19 protein-coding genes are annotated in these 17,526 nt (G+C 40.6%); 7 read left to right on the top strand and 12 right to left on the bottom strand.

All coding sequences use genetic code 11. The features are described 5' to 3' along the window. Positions 1-33: 33 nt before the first annotated feature. On the bottom strand, positions 34-861 hold the full coding sequence (locus ACPPVU_RS25500) for a glycoside hydrolase family 16 protein (protein WP_426669558.1): 828 nt from the start codon (positions 859-861) through the stop codon (positions 34-36). A 65-nt stretch (positions 862-926) separates the two neighbouring features. Beyond that, positions 927-2,159 (bottom strand): glycoside hydrolase family 5 protein, encoded by a 1,233-nt coding sequence (locus ACPPVU_RS25495; protein WP_426669557.1) that lies wholly within the window; start codon positions 2,157-2,159, stop codon positions 927-929. 208 nt (positions 2,160-2,367) lie between these two features. Here ACPPVU_RS25495 and modA point away from each other — a divergent pair, with 208 nt between their 5' ends. From modA to rsgA, 5 genes are read left to right on the top strand one after another with little or no spacing between them, the layout of a single operon-like run. Continuing rightward, on the top strand, positions 2,368-3,120 hold the full coding sequence (gene modA / locus ACPPVU_RS25490) for a molybdate ABC transporter substrate-binding protein (RefSeq protein ID WP_426669556.1): 753 nt from the start codon (positions 2,368-2,370) through the stop codon (positions 3,118-3,120). After that, positions 3,110-3,496 (top strand): hypothetical protein, encoded by a 387-nt coding sequence (locus tag ACPPVU_RS25485; protein WP_426669555.1) that lies wholly within the window; start codon positions 3,110-3,112, stop codon positions 3,494-3,496. The genes modA and ACPPVU_RS25485 overlap by 11 nt, the downstream gene beginning before the upstream one ends. A 27-nt stretch (positions 3,497-3,523) precedes the next feature. Further along, positions 3,524-4,195, top strand: a complete 672-nt coding sequence (gene modB, locus ACPPVU_RS25480; protein ID WP_426669554.1) for a molybdate ABC transporter permease subunit — start codon at positions 3,524-3,526, stop codon at positions 4,193-4,195. Next, the gene (locus ACPPVU_RS25475; RefSeq protein WP_426669553.1) at positions 4,192-4,815 is read left to right on the top strand and encodes an ATP-binding cassette domain-containing protein; all 624 of its coding nucleotides are present in this window, start codon (positions 4,192-4,194) and stop codon (positions 4,813-4,815) included. The genes modB and ACPPVU_RS25475 overlap by 4 nt, the downstream gene beginning before the upstream one ends. A 48-nt stretch (positions 4,816-4,863) precedes the next feature. Next, positions 4,864-5,784, top strand: a complete 921-nt coding sequence (gene rsgA / locus ACPPVU_RS25470; protein ID WP_426669552.1) for a ribosome small subunit-dependent GTPase A — start codon at positions 4,864-4,866, stop codon at positions 5,782-5,784. A gap of 8 nt (positions 5,785-5,792) precedes the next feature. On the opposite strand, the gene ACPPVU_RS25465 is transcribed toward rsgA, so the two are convergent. Continuing rightward, positions 5,793-6,797, bottom strand: coding sequence for a hypothetical protein (locus ACPPVU_RS25465; RefSeq protein WP_426669551.1), 1,005 nt, complete (start codon positions 6,795-6,797; stop codon positions 5,793-5,795). A gap of 92 nt (positions 6,798-6,889) precedes the next feature. On the opposite strand from ACPPVU_RS25465, the gene dtd reads away from it, so the two are divergent. Next, positions 6,890-7,348: a D-aminoacyl-tRNA deacylase gene (gene dtd, locus ACPPVU_RS25460; protein ID WP_426669550.1), complete on the top strand. Its 459-nt coding sequence runs from the start codon at positions 6,890-6,892 to the stop codon at positions 7,346-7,348. A gap of 51 nt (positions 7,349-7,399) precedes the next feature. Beyond that, a complete protein-coding gene (locus ACPPVU_RS25455) occupies positions 7,400-7,726 on the top strand; it encodes a nucleotide pyrophosphohydrolase (protein WP_426669549.1) in 327 nt (108 codons plus the stop codon). Positions 7,727-7,775: 49 nt separating this feature from the next. Here the strand turns inward: ACPPVU_RS25455 and ACPPVU_RS25450 are convergent, their stop codons facing one another. The 9 genes from ACPPVU_RS25450 to ACPPVU_RS25410 all read right to left on the bottom strand — a co-directional run bounded on the left by ACPPVU_RS25450 (position 7,776) and on the right by ACPPVU_RS25410 (position 17,415). After that, positions 7,776-8,534 carry a 2-phosphosulfolactate phosphatase gene (locus tag ACPPVU_RS25450; protein ID WP_426669548.1) on the bottom strand — a complete coding sequence of 253 codons (759 nt, stop codon included), beginning with the start codon at positions 8,532-8,534 and terminating at the stop codon, positions 7,776-7,778. A gap of 47 nt (positions 8,535-8,581) precedes the next feature. Beyond that, on the bottom strand, positions 8,582-9,661 hold the full coding sequence (gene gcvT / locus ACPPVU_RS25445) for a glycine cleavage system aminomethyltransferase GcvT (RefSeq protein ID WP_426669547.1): 1,080 nt from the start codon (positions 9,659-9,661) through the stop codon (positions 8,582-8,584). Positions 9,662-9,840: 179 nt separating this feature from the next. Continuing rightward, entirely contained in the window at positions 9,841-11,037 is a 1,197-nt protein-coding gene (locus ACPPVU_RS25440) for a glycosyltransferase family 4 protein (RefSeq protein WP_426669546.1), read from the bottom strand. A 59-nt stretch (positions 11,038-11,096) separates the two neighbouring features. Beyond that, the gene (locus tag ACPPVU_RS25435) at positions 11,097-11,693 is read right to left on the bottom strand and encodes a ribonuclease HII (RefSeq protein WP_426669545.1); all 597 of its coding nucleotides are present in this window, start codon (positions 11,691-11,693) and stop codon (positions 11,097-11,099) included. A gap of 127 nt (positions 11,694-11,820) precedes the next feature. Then, positions 11,821-13,056 carry a PP2C family protein-serine/threonine phosphatase gene (locus ACPPVU_RS25430; RefSeq protein WP_426669544.1) on the bottom strand — a complete coding sequence of 412 codons (1,236 nt, stop codon included), beginning with the start codon at positions 13,054-13,056 and terminating at the stop codon, positions 11,821-11,823. Positions 13,057-13,095: 39 nt separating this feature from the next. Beyond that, positions 13,096-14,280, bottom strand: a complete 1,185-nt coding sequence (locus ACPPVU_RS25425) for an ABC transporter permease (RefSeq protein WP_426669543.1) — start codon at positions 14,278-14,280, stop codon at positions 13,096-13,098. Between the two features lie 57 nt (positions 14,281-14,337). Next, the gene (locus ACPPVU_RS25420; RefSeq protein ID WP_426669542.1) at positions 14,338-15,468 is read right to left on the bottom strand and encodes a glycosyltransferase; all 1,131 of its coding nucleotides are present in this window, start codon (positions 15,466-15,468) and stop codon (positions 14,338-14,340) included. Continuing rightward, the gene (locus ACPPVU_RS25415; RefSeq protein ID WP_426669541.1) at positions 15,452-16,423 is read right to left on the bottom strand and encodes a hypothetical protein; all 972 of its coding nucleotides are present in this window, start codon (positions 16,421-16,423) and stop codon (positions 15,452-15,454) included. Before ACPPVU_RS25415 ends, ACPPVU_RS25420 begins: the two co-directional genes overlap by 17 nt. A 137-nt stretch (positions 16,424-16,560) precedes the next feature. Further along, a complete protein-coding gene (locus tag ACPPVU_RS25410; RefSeq protein WP_426669540.1) occupies positions 16,561-17,415 on the bottom strand; it encodes a dienelactone hydrolase family protein in 855 nt (284 codons plus the stop codon). Between the last annotated feature and the right edge of the window lie 111 nt (positions 17,416-17,526).

The following is a 17,526-nucleotide window of genomic DNA, read 5'->3' as shown; positions in this document are numbered from 1 at the left end:
CCAACTTTCGGTCTTTCTGACTTTCCGACTAAATCAATTTGTCTGCTTGTATACCCTTACGTAATCAACATACATACTCTCAGGAAAAAGCGTTTCATCTACCACCTGACCAGGGAAATCGCCTGCTACCGCCAGGTTTAAAAGGATAAAGAAAGGCAGCTGGAAAGCGCCTGTGTTGTTGATGTCGCTTTTAATATTACCGGTTTGATATAAAGTGTTGTCAACATACCACCTGATCTCGTTAGCGTCCCATTCAATTGCATATAGATGATAATCGCCCGGAGTAGTGGAAGTGGTACTCCCATATTGCGCATGCCCGTTGCTATCCCAGTGCATAGTACCGTAAATGGTACTGGTATTGTTGATATGCTCCATTATGTCCAGTTCCCCGCATTGCGGCCAGGATACGGAGTTAATATTAGCCCCAAGCATCCAGAAGGCAGGCCACATGCCCATACCCATTGGTAATTTAATATTTGCCTCTATACGGCCATAGGTTGGAGCAAACTTGCCCTGGGTTTTCAGCCTGGATGAGGTGTAAGGCTGACCACCAACTACCTCTTTCTTGGCGGTGATCACCAAATTGCCATTGCTCACCGTGGCATTTTGAGTTTGATAGAACTCCTTTTCATTATTTACATTCAGGTTTCCTAAATCATAAGTCCATTTGCTGGTGTCAACGGCGGTGCCATCAAATTCGTCAGACCATACCAGGGAGTAAATAGGTTTTACAGTTGGTGTGGTATCTGTATTTACCGGAGTAACTATTTTGGTTGCAGGCAGGCCATCCTTTGAACAGGATAAAAAAGAAAAAAATAGAAACGATACAGCTATCGCGCTAAATATTTTGATAAAAGACATTCTTTGTATTGATAATGGCATACTTGAATTTTTTTTATACGATTTATATAATATTTGGTTTTAGATTACTTCGTACCTAATCCTAATGCTGTAATATAACCCTTGTTTGGGCGGCAGTTTTCAAAACGACTGTTATTAATAAAATCATAAAGTGCCTTTTTGATCGCTTCTCGATCTGCCGGTGTTGCTTTGCGGATTTCTTCGAAACTGCTGCGCGGCTTTTCAGTATATTCAATGATCTTATCGTAACCTGCAGGTATGTCAAAGGTGACAAAACCGGCCACGTTATCCATTTTTTTATAAGGCCAGTAATGCCAGCCTATGTTATTTTGTTCCAGTACGTTTTTAAATGCACCTACCCATTCATCTTTATTCTCTCCGGTTTCGCCGCAGTAAATAGGGACGTTGTACTTATCCCTGAAATCAATATAATCCTGTATTACTTGTTTAGTTGGGTCTGTCCAGTATTTGTGGAAGGTATAAACTGCTTTTGAATCGAAGGGTGGTCCAAAGGCTTTAAAATTGCTATCCCACTGTGCACCGCCTAATACCACCAGGTGATTTTTATCGACCTCACGTACGGCGGCGGTTATTTTTTTGTATACCGGTTCAAGATTAGGGTTCAGTTCAGCAGCATTAAAGTAGGTAGCGATAGGTTCATTCAACAGGTCGTATCCTAATATTGCAGTTTCATCTTTATAATGATCTGCTATCCTGCGCCAGATATCGGCTGTCAGTTTTTGACTGGCTTCATTTTTGAACAGGAAGGGATAGCCATAGCCATCATCAATATTATCCCCCGTTTGGCCACCCGGCGCGCTATGCATATCCAGTATTACATACATGCCTTCTTTTTTACACCAACCCACTACCGGGTCTAGCAATTCAAATCCCCTGTCGGGATCATTTTTGCCTAAATAATCTTCTTTAGTAAATAAGCGGTAGCTAAAAGGTATACGGATAGAGTTGACCCCCAATGTTTTCAGATAATGGATATCGCCTTCGGTAATATAAGTATGCAGGTATTTTTCCCAGAACTCGCGGGCTTCGTCCGGGCCTATTAATTCACTAATTGCTTCATTAATAAGCCTCGGTGAGTTGATGCTCTTAAATTTAAACATATAACCTTCCGGTATCAGCCAGTTGCCAAGGTTGGTACCCCGCATCAGGAAAGGTTTGCCATTGGGGTCGATTATTTCTTTTCCACGTACATTGATAAACTTACCGGTTTGTGCTTTCAAACATAATGGGAGACAAAGCAACGCTAATAAGGCTAGACGGATGACCGAACTCTTCATGAAATCATTTGTTAAATTAATATGCCTGCTGTTATACAGGCATATCATTAGGTTTGTAATTGTTGGTTAGTAAAAGCTAATGCAATATAGTATTATTTTAACTTAGTGTATAAAATACATTATTAAATAATTCTTTTTTGAATGTAAATTAATCTTAGCGTCGTATTTTTAACAAGAAATGTATACTGTTATTCGTTTAATGAACCTTATGAAGAATATAAAGAAATCCATTATAGTAACGGCGGCATTCCTGGTGATGTCCGTATCATTATTTGCCCAGAGTTTAAAGGTTGCAGTAGCGGCCAACTTGCAGAGCGTGATCAAAGTATTGGGGAAAGATTTTAAGCAGAAAACCGGTATTGAGATAGAGCCTATTGTAGGTTCATCAGGTAATTTAACCACACAGATAAAAAACGGTGCGCCCTTCGATTTGTTTTTATCGGCTGATATGGGTTTCCCGGAAACTTTGTATAAAGAAGGATTTGGTGCAAAGGAGCCTGCAGTATATGCTTATGGCAGCCTGATTATCTGCAGCACACAAAACATCGGTTTTGAAAACTGGGAAAGAGCTTTATTATCCCAAAGAATAAAAAAGATCGCGATAGCTAATCCCACAATTGCTCCTTACGGTAAGGCAGCCGAAGAATCACTTAAGCTGAAAGGCATACTGGATGATATTAAATCTAAGGTTGTTACAGGTGAAAGCATTGCCCAGGTGAACACGTATATTACCACAGGTGTAGTAGATGTAGGTTTTACTACACGTGCTTTAGTTAAAGATGCCGAGGGAAAGACAACCTTGTACTGGAAAGAGATCGACCCTAAAAGTTACACCCCAATAAAACAAGGAATGATCATCATTAAACAAACTAAGGATAATACCGATGCTCTTAAATTTTATGAATATATGCTAAGTCCTGCCGCTAAAGCAATATTAAAGGAATACGGGTATGGAGTATAGTGGAACAATTACAAAAAGATATGTCAAATTTGTTTTATTTTCTTTGTTAGTGATAGTTACTTCTTGTCAGCGGGATAAAGAAATAACACGACTTCTTAATAGTAACAAACCGGGAGAAATAATACAAGGGACGTACGAAGCAGGGATGTCAGGCGATAAAAAGTATGTTCCATTACTTTTGAAAGATGCAGACAATCCTGCTGTTAGTACTGCTTTGCATTTCAAAGGATTTAGTGTATATACGGAAAAGATGTATGCGTTAGAACGTATTTTGCACGTTAAACCACCTCACCCTTATAATGGTATATTGGTAATACCAGATTCTGTCAATATTAAATTTTACAACAATTATTGGAGAAGTATAAATAAACGATGATGGACTCTTTTAATTGAATTATTCTAGATGGATCTAACCCCGATATGGCTCACACTAAAATTGGCAAGCATCACTACATTGCTATTGCTGATTATCGGTTTGCCATTGGCTTATTGGTTATCAAAAGGCCGGTCGGTAGTAAAGATCATACTGGAAGCCATTATTACCATGCCATTGGTACTGCCGCCATCTGTGCTGGGCTTTTATTTGTTGCTGGCTTTTAGTCCGCGGCATGGAATTGGGAAATGGTTGCACGATACGTTTAATCTTCAGTTTGTTTTTTCTTTCCAGGGATTGATACTGGCTTCTGTGATCTATAGCATGCCCTTTATGATCGGCCCGATTAAATCAGCATTGCAGCAATTGCCTTTATCGCTTTCACAAGCCTCGTACACTTTAGGTAAAACAGAACGGCAAACATTTATTCATGTTTTGTTACCGAATATCCGCGCTTCCGTGTTAACGGCGGTCATACTTACCTTTGCGCATACATTGGGTGAATTTGGTGTGGTACTGATGATTGGCGGTAATATTCCCAATGTAACCCGGGTGGCATCCATTGCAGTCTATGACTCAGTCGAAAACATGGATTACGGTGCAGCCAATGGATATTCTCTGATTTTATTTTCAATCACTTTTGTAATGGTGATATCGATATTTGTGTTCAATAAATATAAAGCCAAAAGCCCTTTAGAATGATCAGCGTAGATATTGAGAAAAAGCTGAAGGCTTATAAAGGGCAACAGATGCTGAAAATTTCGGCACAATTTCAGTCGGGAAGTATTACTAAGATATTTGGTCCTTCAGGCGCAGGGAAGACCACTTTTTTAAAGATCATCGCCGGATTGATCGACCCCGAAAAAGGGGAAATTAAAGTTGATGATAATACCTGGCTTGATACATCGGCAAAAATCTTTCTTTCGCCACAAAAAAGAAGGGTTGGTTTTGTTTTTCAGAATTATGCCTTATTCCCGAATATGACCGTGCGACAGCACATGGAGTATGCTACCGAAGATAATAAATGGATAGATCGCTTATTGGCAATTGGTAAGCTGGAGACTTTTGCCAAACACAAACCCGAATATTTATCCGGCGGGCAACAACAACGATTGTCTATATTAAGGGCAATGGCAATTAAGCCACAATTATTATTGATGGATGAACCATTTTCGGCACTTGATCCAAAAATGAAATCAGAGCTCATTCCTGAATTGAAAACGCTTTGGAAAGAACTCGGCGCCACCACCCTGATAGTGACTCATAATCCACACGAACTGGAAGGTTTGACTGATGCCGAAATGGAGATCGATCCCACCTAAATAATCCTTATTTAAGCCCTTGTTAAATTTGATACCTTTGCACAGACAATGGAGGGACTCGTAACCAAATCAACCGGTAGCTGGTACCAGGTACAAACAGATGATGGGCAAAAATTTGATTGTCGTATCAAAGGTATTTTTCGCACCAAAGGCATTACTACAACTAACCCTATTGCTGTTGGCGACAGGGTGGAATTTGAACTGGAGCCTGAGCAGGGTACAGGGGTAATCACCAAACTCCATCAGCGTAAAAATTATATCATCCGCAAGTCTATCAACCTGTCAAAACAAGCCCAGGTTATAGCCGCAAACTTAGACCAGGCGCTACTTATCGTCACTCTTGCGTCGCCGCGCACATCATTGGGCTTTATTGACCGCTTTTTGGTCACTGCAGAGGCCTATGATATACCTGCTGCGTTGGTGTTTAATAAGCTCGATCTGTTTAGCGATGAAGGACTTGAAATATTGGCAGACTATCAATCCATCTATGAAAATATCGGTTATCCATGCTATGAAGTTTCAGCAATAGAGGGAACCAATGTTGACGAAATAGCTGAGATTATAAAAGATAAAGTGACCTTATTTTCCGGACATTCGGGCGTTGGCAAATCAAGCCTGATCAACTCATTACTGCCGGATCTGAAGCTTCGCACTACAGAGATATCTGAGTGGCACGACAAGGGCATGCATACTACCACTTTTGCCGAAATGTTTGAACTGCCACAAGGAGGGTATATTATTGACACACCCGGCATCCGCGAATTGGGCGTGATCGATATTGAAAAAAATGAACTAAGTCATTTCTTCCCTGAGATGCGGGCCCTGCTAAACCAATGCCGCTTCAATAGCTGCCGTCATATCAATGAACCCGGCTGCGCTGTTATAAAGGCAGTTGAGGAAGACAAAATAGAGCTATCCCGCTATGAAAGCTACCTGAGTATTTATCATGGGAATGATACAAGGGCATAAAAAAGTAATCATTGGGGCACCACAACTATAGCATAGGCTGATCCTTTGCTTGCAAGTTGAGTAGGAACGCCATTTTTCCAATAAAATGCACTCCCTCCGGCTTGACCAACGACATAAATATCGTCATTGTTTACAGCAATTCCATTTGCTGACGATATTGTTGAGCCGTTTGCCAGATTTGCTGATATTCCATTATTCCAATAGGTTGCCACAAAATTATAGGTAGTTGGGTCTTCTGCATTACCTGCCAAATAAAGATTGGTACCATTAAAAAAAATAGAATTGACAACGGATTCTCTATCGCTTTTTAAATATACTGGCATGCCGTTTTTCCAGTATGTTGCGATCAATCCACTAGTGGTACTGGTTGCACCTCCAAAATAAATATCAGAGCCATTAAATGCTATCGCGCTAGCCTCCGAGCCTAAATCATTATCTGGCAAAAATGATGCAACACCATTTTTCCAATAAGTGGCCTTTGAAAAATTATTAGACGCCTCTGATGAGCCCGATACGTAAATATTACCGTCTTTTACAGCCATCGCGGCAACGTCTACAAGTTCATTATTCGAGAAGATCGTTCGAACTCCATTTTTCCAAATGGTTGGATGAAAATCGCCTGAATAGCCACCCACATATATATCGTTTCCATTTACCGCGATACAAGTGGCCATGGAAAAGATTGTACTATCAGTAAGGAATGTGGGCTGACCATTCTTCCAAATCGTAGCTACATTTGAATAAAAGTTGGGGCCGACTACTGTGCCAACGACATACACATCTTTACCGCTTATAGCAATAGCATTTGCTTGAGATCTGTAGTTATAATCAGGCAATAAACTAGCAATTCCATTCTTCCAAACAGTTGCCTGATTCAATACTCTATCAGGAATAATTTGATAGCCAACTATATAAACATCTGGCTGGGATTTATGGGGTGTTTTTTCTTTTTTACAAGCTGCTAACAGTAGCACTACAACGAGAACAAAGGGAAACTTTATTTTGGCTATCATAAGGGAAGGTTGCGAATGTTTCTCTAAATTAAAAAATTAAAATAAATAATTATTTATTCATTTTTTTGGAGAGTAAATTTAAACAGTCCATTATGAGAGCAGTTTTACAACGCGCTACCCAGGCAAGCTGTACAGTAGATGATAAAATTACCGGCGCGATCAAAACAGGCTTCGTTGTTTTGTTAGGTATTGAGGATGCAGACACCGATGATGACCTGCATTGGCTAGCTCAAAAAATAGCGTCCATCCGGATTTTTAGTGATGAGAATGGCTTGATGAATAAATCGCTTGCTGATGTTAACGGCGATATTTTATTGATATCACAATTCACTTTGTTTGCGCAGACTAAGAAAGGCAACCGCCCTGGATTTACCCGCGCTGCGAGGCCGGACAAGGCTATTCCAATGTACGAGCAAATGATAAAAACATTGGAAGAGCTGACCGGCAAAAAAGTAGCCACAGGGATTTTTGGAGCTGATATGAAGATCAGCTTATTGAATGATGGACCGGTTACTATTATTATGGACACAAAGGATAAAGAGAATCACTAGTTTAGTAGCAGTGGCAAGTTGCAGTAATGTCTTATTTATAAAGCAAATAGAATGACGATAGAAGAGGCACAAAAAACAGTTGATAACTGGATAAAAACAACCGGTATCCGCTACTTTAATGAATTGACCAATACCGCCATATTAATGGAAGAGGTAGGCGAAGTGGCCCATATTATGGCAAGGCAATATGGTGAGCAGTCGTTCAAAAAATCGGATACGGAAGTGAATTTGGCTGATGAAATGGCTGATGTGCTTTTTGTGCTGATCTGCCTGGCTAATCAAACGGGGGTCGATCTGACGGAGGCTTTGGAGAAGAACCTTGAAAAGAAAAGTATCCGCGATGCAGACAGGCACAGGAATAATGATAAGTTAAAGTAGCAGTGGGTAGTTGCAGTGGCAGTAAGGTGTTAAAAACTGCCACTGCTACTTAAACCCGCAACTTAACCAGTCGCTCTCCTTCCAAAACAGGAATTGCGGTAGTTATATCTACATTCAGGCAGAAAGCGATATCAGCTTCAATACCTAATTTTTTCAATCGTTCGCTGTGTGACGTTTTAGCCAGATAAGCGTTAAGGTCGTTTTTGCCTAACCGGTAAAGATCATTGGCGGCTATTGCCGAATCATCGGTTTTATAATCGCCGGATTTTAGCTGCTCTACCACTGCTCCCGAAAACAAGGTGTCTTCCAGGTTAAAGTTGTTTTTCCAACCTGCACAAACCAGCAGGATGTTCTCGTTTTGCGTTTTGAGCCAGTTACACAAAGCGGTAAGATTTAGAAACGAACCGATCACCACTTTTTTGGCTGAGCGCGATAAGTGCAGTGCCTGGGTACCGTTTGTGGTAGTAAGCACTACAGTTTTGCCCGCCACTTTTTCTTTTGTGTATGAAAATGGTGAATTACCAAAATCAAATCCTTTTACAACCTCGCCGTTGCGCTCTGCTGCCAGCAGGTAGCCGGCTTGCTTATCGCGATAGGCCAGGCATTCATCAACTTCGGCAACAGGAATAATCGCTTCGGCACCATTCTCAATGCCGTAACAAATGGATGAGGTTGCCCTGAATATATCTACAATCACAACAATGTATTCCTCTACGTTGTAAAGGGATAGAAGAGCGGGGGATAAACAAACTTCAAGTTTAGCCCCCCGGCCCCCTGAAGGGGGAGAAAGATGATCGTCTATTTTCAATGGAATATTTATATTTTAATTTATTTCCCCTTTAGGGGGTAGGGGGTTTATTTATAGAAAGGTGGTTTTACAATCTTCGCCTTAATTTTATTATCCCTTATATTGATAAATATTTCAGTGCCTTCTTTGGCAAATTCGTTTTTTACATAACCCATGCCGATTGCTTTTTGTAATGAAGGCGATTGCGTACCCGATGTTACTTTACCGATTATATTTCCATCAGCATCAACAATTTCATAATCATGACGTGGGATGCCCCGGTCTATCATTTCAAAACCTACCAGTTTACGTTTCGTTCCGTCCTGCTTTTGTTGTTGTAAGGCTGCTGAATTAGTAAATTCCTTATTGAATTTAGTTACCCATCCCAGTCCGGCCTCTAATGGTGAAGTTGCATCGTCAATATCATTTCCGTAAAGGCAAAAGCCCATCTCTAAACGTAAGGTATCACGTGCACCTAAGCCAATTGGTTTAATACCGAAAGCTTCACCCGCTTTAAAAACAGCATCCCAAACCTTTTCGGCATCTTTATTATCTACATAGATCTCGAAACCACCGGCACCTGTGTATCCGGTAGCTGATAATAATACGTTATCGATCCCTGCAAATTTTCCCTTTTTAAAGGTATAATATTCCATTGAACCAAGATCAATATCTGTCAGGCTTTGCAATGCTTCGGCAGCTTTTGGCCCCTGTACAGCCAATAAAGAAGTGCGGTCAGAGATGTCTTTCATATCGGCACCATCGGTATTGAATTTTGATATCCAATTCCAATCCTTTTCGATATTGGAGGCATTAACCACCAGCATGTATGTCTTTTCGTCGATACGGTAAACAAGCAGATCGTCTACGATACCGCCATCTTCATTGGGCAAGCAAGAGTATTGCACTTTACCGTCATATAGTTTGGATGCGTCATTGCTGGTTACGCGTTGTATCAGATCGAGGGCTTTATCACCTTTTAAAATAAATTCGCCCATATGACTTACATCAAATACCCCCACTCCCTTGCGCACAGTCTCATGTTCTGCATTGATCCCTGCATATTGCACAGGCATATTATACCCCGCAAAAGGCACCATTTTGGCACCCAATCGAATATGTTTATCGGTTAAAGCCGTATTCTTCATAAAAAATTAATTGGTCGCAAAAGTAATAATTTGCTTTGGTTGTAATTGTTGCTTTCGTCGTAATTGTTAAAAAGGTTGTAATTGTTGGAGAGGTTGTAGTTGCTGGAGTTTATATATAGAGCCCCATACGGTTTTTCACTTCTACAACCTTTCTAATATCTACAACTTCTACAACCACTCTACAACAACGACTGATACATGGCAACTAAAATATCCGATACCTTGTTTACATCGTGTTGTTGCTCTATCAGTTTGCGGGCGTTTAAACCGACAGCCTTGCAATAATCTTCATCAGCTATGCAGCGCCTGATGGCCTTGAAAAACTCTTCGCGGTTATTGGCTATCAATATATTTACGCCATTTTTATAGTTAATTCCTTCTGCTCCGAGCGAGGTGGAGATGATACATTTTTGCATGGCCATCCCCTCCACAATTTTAACGCGCATACCACCGCCGGAAAGCAGCGGTACGATCATGATAGATTTACTGTTCACAAATTCCAGCCCGTCGTCTACTTCGCCTTGTATAAATATCTTGCCCATTACATCGTAATCATCAAATTCTTCGGGAATCTCATTGCCGGCTACATAGAAGCGTGCACGCAAGTCATCATTCACAAAATCATTATGAAAAGTTTTCAGAAACCACTCTATTCCTTCCCGGTTGGGCATCCAGTCAAGCGAGCCTAAAAAAAATAGGCTTGGAAATTCTGTTTTAGAAAAATCAGGATGATAATGATCAAGCTCGACCCCCAGGGGTACCATCTCTACCGGTACTGTTGCTCCGTAATGCAGCATAGCATTTTTATCCTGACCGGTAAATACCGCTATTGCATTAAATTTATTGATATGCGACAGTTCGTATTTCTTTATCCGCCGGGCCATCAACTTAAGGTAGAACTTTTTAAAAGGATCGGTCTTTTGCTGGGCCATCATTTCCCATATCTGGTGCTCGATATTGTGTGCACGATAAACCAGTTTGGATGTGCAATTTTTTCGCACTGCATCTACATATGGCGCCACAAATAAACCTTCAAACTGGATGATATCGTATTTGGTATTTTTTACCGTGCGTATTAACAATTTTTCAAATTCCTCGTCGAAATAACGATCGATGTTATAGGTGCTTTTACTGAAAATATCCAGTAAGCCGTCAAAGAGCGAGACACTGGTGTCTATATCATAAACGCGGTAATTGATCCTATCGAGTAGTTCATCCTTCTCTTCGGTTTCGTGAATATGTTTTTTAGCATTAAGAGAGACCAGGGATACCTCATGACCCAAATTAACCAGGCCGAGTATGGTATTGCAAACCACAATGGGATAACCCCCATTTTGAGGGAATGGAACGCGATGTGTCAGAATCAGGACCTTCAATTTTTGGTTTGGTGGTTTCAACAAATGTAAAAACCGTTAGCACCTAATCAAAACATCTTTTAGAAAATACTTAGTTGCGGGTCTGTTACCCTGAAGGTGCGGCGATGATAAGGTGTAAATCCCATTTTCAATACAGTCTCGCGATGTTTTATGGTTGGATAGCCTTTATTGCTATGCCAGTCATATTCAGGATGCTCGGTTGCAATCTGCTTCATAAAATCATCGCGATAAGTTTTGGCGAGAATTGAAGCCGCGGCGATACTGAAATATTTGGCATCACCCTCAACAATACATTGATGAGGAGTTTTTTTGTATTTATTGAAGCGGTTACCGTCGATAATTAAAAACTGCGGATCGATACTAAGCTTTTCGATAGCACGGTGCATAGCCAGGAAAGACGCGTTGAGGATATTGATCTCATCGATCTCTATATTGTCAACTAATGCTACGGCATAGGCAATAGCCTTTTCTTCGATCTCGGTTCTTAGCTTATATCTTATTTCTTCGGATAGTTGCTTGGAATCATTAAGCAGGGGATGGTCAAAATCGTGAGGTAATATTACTGCTGCTGCAAATACAGGTCCGGCAAGGCAGCCACGTCCGGCTTCATCACAACCCGCCTCAACCAATTCGTACTGATACCTTGCCAATAGCATATTGCAAAAATATGTTTTTTTGAGAAAGGTGGTTGATTAAGTTAGATTTAGTTGATTAGGTTAAGTGGTTTCTACTGACTCAATTTTTCAACTCAATCAACCATTCTAACTTAATCAACTATAAAACCTAAGATATCCTTATCGTAAGCAGCGTAATATCATCAATAGGTTTGCCTTTGATGATCAGGTTTAAGTGATCCAGCAGTGTCTGGTTAAACTTATCTGGCGAAAGGTTACCGTTATTTATTACGAAACTCAGCAATTTATCCTCGTTCCACAATTTTGGGGTGGGTACATCGTAATCCATTAGCCCATCGGTATAATTAAAAATTAAACTTCCGGGTTCAACATCTACTTCTCCCTGGTTTAAAAAGGGCAGTTCATCAAACACCCCAATCATAGTAGTGCCCAGCTTAAGTGATACAGCCTGGCCGTTGCTATATAATATAGAGGGATTATGGCCTGCATTTATAAAGTTTAGCTTCCTTGTATGCTCATTATATTTAGCCACAAAGAGGGTTATAAAACGCTCGCCTTTTGTGTTTTTTAATACGATTTGGTTCAGGCGGTCAACAATATTGGTGAGGTCATCCTCTACCGCGGCCCATGCACGTAAGCTTGCCTGGAAATTAGCCATCAGCAGAGCTGCCGATATTCCTTTTCCTGATACATCTGCTATACACCATAAAAACTCATGGTCGTTGATGCGCACAAAGTCGAAATAGTCGCCACCAATATTTTGATGCGGGAAATATTTGGCTCCTATCTCTACACCGGGTTCTTTATGCAATCGGAGTGGGATCAGCATATTTTGTACTTCCTGGGCAAGCTCCATTTCGCGCTTAAAACGTTCGGACTCCATCCGTTCACGGAAAAGCTTCTTGTTTTCCAAGGCCACAACAATCACATTGATTAATGTCTGGATAAAGTTCAGATCATTGTTCAGCATCTCATCGGTTGTATTAAAATCACCGATCAGGGCGTAGGCCAGGGCTTTGGTTTTATGATGGAAGGGGATAAAATAGTCGTACTTTTTTAGCAGGGGATCTTCGTGCTTCGATAATGGCGCCGGCGACTTGGTTTTCATTTTTTTGCACGCCTGATGCAATGTCTTGGCACTTTCAACATCGCCACCATAACTGGAAATGCATACAAAGCTGCCCTCATGCTCAATTAAAAAGCGTAGCTTACCTATCTGCAGATAATTCTGCATAATCACTTCGAGCATCTGGATCAGTACAGGTGTCGAAATGTTTTTGTTGATGGCCCTGGTAACTTCAAGTAATGAGTTTAATTCTGACTGCCTTTTAAGCAACAGCCGTATTAGCTCATCTTCCCCGGAGATTTCCTCGATACTTTGCATTGGTGGTTTAGAGACTGCTCAAAATAATGAATAAATTTTTTAAATACGTGTACTTTGTGATTTTATATCGAATGCATCCCTCAATCCCACAGTCACCAGGTTAAAGGCATATACCATTAGCATAATGGCCAATCCTGGTAATATGGCAAGATAGGCAGAATTCATAATAATGTATCCATAATGTTCTTTTATCATACTTCCCCATGTAGGCATAGGCGGTTGAGCGCCAAAGCCCAGGAAACTGAGCCCTGCCTCAAGCAATATAGCCGAAGCGAAATTTGATGAAGCCAGCACCAATATCGGCCCGATAATATTGGGCAAAATATGGCGACGGATTATGCGTGCGTTATTAAAACCCATTGACCGTGCAGCCTCGATAAACTCTACTTGTTTTAAGCCTAATACCTGCCCCCTTACTAATCGTCCCACCTCGACCCACATAGACAAGCCTACGGCAATAAATACTTCCCACAATCCTTTGCCCAATGCAAACGATATTGCAATAACTAATAGCAGGGCGGGGAGAGCCCACAAAATATTCATCAGCCAGCTTAATGATAAATCAACCCATCCGCCAAAATAACCGGCTACTGCACCCACTGTAATACCCAACAGCAGACTAATAATTACCGACATAAAACCTACCGCCAACGATACCCGCGCGCCAAGAATAAGCCGGCTCAATAAATCACGGCCATAAGTATCTGTACCCAACCAGAAGGTCCGTTTTATGATCTGTTCTGAAATAATTTTTTCGTCCAATTGTTTAGCATTTACCAATTTCGGTCCAAAAGCGGGATGCTTATTGACCAGATCAGGTAATTTTTTTCCGGTAATAACTTCAACCACGCTATACGCTTTTTTTTCCGGCTTATCTTCTTCCCCAATATACTCATCCACATAAATAGAGTCCATTGCAAAATGATAGCCTGTAATGGGGACATCTGTATAAAAAGAAGGCTGCCCATGTAACATTTTTGTAAATAAGTTAACGGTATCCACCGGTTCGCTTTTGCGGATACGCAGCATAGTGAAAGTAGCTCCTGGTTTTTTGATGCTGAGTTGGATGGTCATTTTATTGGCAAGCGGGGTTGAATCGGGCATTACCAGATAACCGAGTACAGCTATAAGTACTGAAAGTAAGATAAATACAAGGCCAGCAACAGCAATTTTGTTGCGTTTGAATTCTTTCCAGGTGCGCTGGGATGGGGTTAGTTCGGCCAATTGTTTTTAATAGATCAGTTGGATAAATATCGCGTATTTAATATCAAAAACAAAGTTTTATCGCACTACACGGCCTTTCCACACATATTTTCGGGTATTACCCATCAGGCCGATGTATACAAAATAAATAATATGCAGAGGGATAAGCAGTAGCAGTAAAGCTACCAGGCCTGTGCGTTTTAGAAATGCGGTAATAGGTACCAGAAAAGCCAGTTCAAATAGATACTTTAATAGAAACTGCAAGGCAAAAAGCTTGAAAAAATAAATATTATAGAAGCCTAACCCCGCATTAAACAGTAACGATAAGTTGAACAGCCAGATACTAACCGCTAAAGCAACTATTTTTTTGTCTTTATATTTAGTTGATTTGGATGCCCAGCGGCGGCGTTGCTGCAAAAACTCATTCAATGTATGTTTGGCATGAGTATACACAATTGCCTCTCTTAATTTTAAAAAACCGATGCGTCCGGGATAGCGCTCTGCTACCTTTTGTAGTAACAGTTCATCATCGCCAGATGCCAGATCGTCTATGCCTTTAAAACCACCAACTTCATAAAATACATCTTTGCGGTAGGCCAGGTTGGCGCCATTACAGGTAGATGCTCTTTTATTGCCGATGAACGAAGCTCCGATACCGATAAGGTAAGCAAACTCCAATGTCTGCATATATTCAAACAGGCTGCGTTCTTCAAAATAAGCTACTGGTGATGAGATCATTACCGAATCGCTTGTTTCAAAATAATTGACTATGGATGATAACCATTTATTGCCCATGCGGCAATCGGCATCTGTAGCTACCATTAAATCGCTTGTAGACATGTCAATTGCTTTAGCAATTGCTTTCTTTTTATAAGAATTAAGCGGTTTATCCTCATTTAATTGCAGCAGCTTTACTCCACGATCTGCATAGCTACGGATGATTTCAGCAGTGCGGTCAGTTGAGTGATCATCTACAAAAATGATCTCAGTAAGATTTTTGGGATAGTCCTGCGCTAGTATATCATCAATGGTATAATTTATCCGTGCTTCTTCATTGCGGGCAGCTATCAGTATGGTTACTTTGGTTGCAGGAGCATTGTTTGTATTTTTTGGACGCTTTAGATTTGCCCATCCTTTAATAAGATACACCAGTACTAAAAGGTACAGGGCTGTAAGTAATAATGATATACAACTAAGAAGCGCGATCAAAGAATTTGAGTTTTAAAACGAATACTGAACCTAAAATAGCAGGAATAATCAGATTGATCAGCCAGATGGATGATACCGCTGCAATAACTGCTAATTTTTGGTCGGTAATATAAACAAAAAAGGCAGACGCTGTCATACTACGCACACCAACATCGATCAGGTCAAGCGAAGGCAGGGCCGATTGGATAAAGAATAATATAAATACCATCATCATCATCTGGAAAACCGGTATTTGCGGCATTAATAAATGTATCACCAGGTAATACTGGAATGAAAAAACAAAAAAGCGGGCCAGGCAAAACCACATGATGTTGAGTAACTCGTGGAACCCGTAACGTCCTATGATGTCAAAAAAACGATGATATTTTTTAAGAAAACGGATCTTATTTAATAGCGTAACAAGCCAGCGAATGTGAAAATAAAATACCAGTATCAAAACAATAAAGCCAATGGCACCAACTGACAATCCGCCTGCCAGCCATAAATTAATGGGTTGATACGTAAAAGCAAACCACATCAACGCAATAAGGCCGAGCACATTGGTAATTACATTTTGCCCGAATGAACCTACAGCCATAGCAAATACACCATGTATGCGCCTGCGGTTAGGTAAAAACAATACCCGGCCACCATACTCGCCAATGCGATTGGGGGTAAATATGGCCCAGGTTAAACCGCAAAATACTGCCTCAATTGCCTCCCATGTAGTTATTTTAACCAATGTACGGGTTAGGTACTGCCACTTAAGCGACTCTAATACCCAGTTTACCACCATTAAAAATATAACGAATGACATGGTGACAATTACCTGACTACGACTGATGTGGCCTATCAGATTTTCAAATTGCTTTAGATTATCATTGTTGTTTACCCGATGATAAATAAAAATACCTGCTAAAACTAGAATTACAGCTTTGAGCAGGTAGGAGAATATTTTCTTGGAGGCAGTAGTCAACAGGTGAAAATTTGTGCAATGTTACGAAAAACTTTATAGCAGATGGTTCATGGTTGATAGTTCATAGTAATTGCAAAAGATACTTATTGTTCATCCTTTATTGCTATGAACTATCAACAATGACCTATGAACTAAATCTACTTCAGCCTTGGTTTCAGAAACGCTAAGGTATATCCGTAGGCATCTTTTGTTGCCTGGCTATCATAAATAGGGTTGCTCGGGTTGGCAAAACCATGATCGGCGTCAAACTGATGCAATTCCAATTTTTTACCGGCGGCTTTCATATCTGTCTCAAATTTGGCTACCACTTTTGGGTTGATCCAGGCGTCTTTGTTGCCAAAATTTCCTAATACATCTCCGTTTAATGTTTTTAGCTTATTTACATCCTGCTCGGGCATGCCGTAGTACATTACACAAGCTACATCCTGTTTGCCGGCTAAAATACTTGCCTGCAAACTCCATCCACCGCCAAAGCACCAGCCTATAGTTGCGATATGTGCTTTAGGGCCTACATAAGCTATGGCACCTTTAATAATAGCCTGGGCACGGTCTTCTTTTACCGCCTGCATGTATTTGCCGGCATCATCGCGGTTAGTTGCTACTTTTCCATCATATAGGTCAAGGTCAAGTATATTCACATCGCCCAGATCGTCGTATAATTTTTCCGATTCGTGTTTTATAAAATCATTCAATCCATACCACTCATGTATTACCAAAAGCCAATTATTGGTAGATTTTTTTGCTTTCATTTCAAAAGCATTGGCGTCTTTTCCATCGGCGGTTTTATAGGTAATAGCCTTGCCAATACTGCTTTGAAAGTGATATGGCTTTGGGTTAGGGTGTGATAAAACGAATTTTTTATCAGACGCCAGCATGGCAAACATTTGCGTAGATGATGTTGACTGACTGCAGCAGACAGCTACTTTTTTACTTTGGCTAAATGCAAAGGCACTGCAAAAGATCATCAAGGCGAAAAGGGATAGTGTTTTCATTGTCGTTGTGGTTTTGAGTAATGTTTATACAATATAAACATGAATTTGTTTATAGTTAACCTTAATTACGACGAGACATAGTGTAAATGTTGCCCGGCGATAAAACTTTAT

This window comes from Mucilaginibacter sp. McL0603, assembly GCF_049992945.1.
GTDB lineage: Bacteria > Bacteroidota > Bacteroidia > Sphingobacteriales > Sphingobacteriaceae > Mucilaginibacter.
This window is presented reverse-complemented; position numbering and strand designations above follow the sequence as displayed.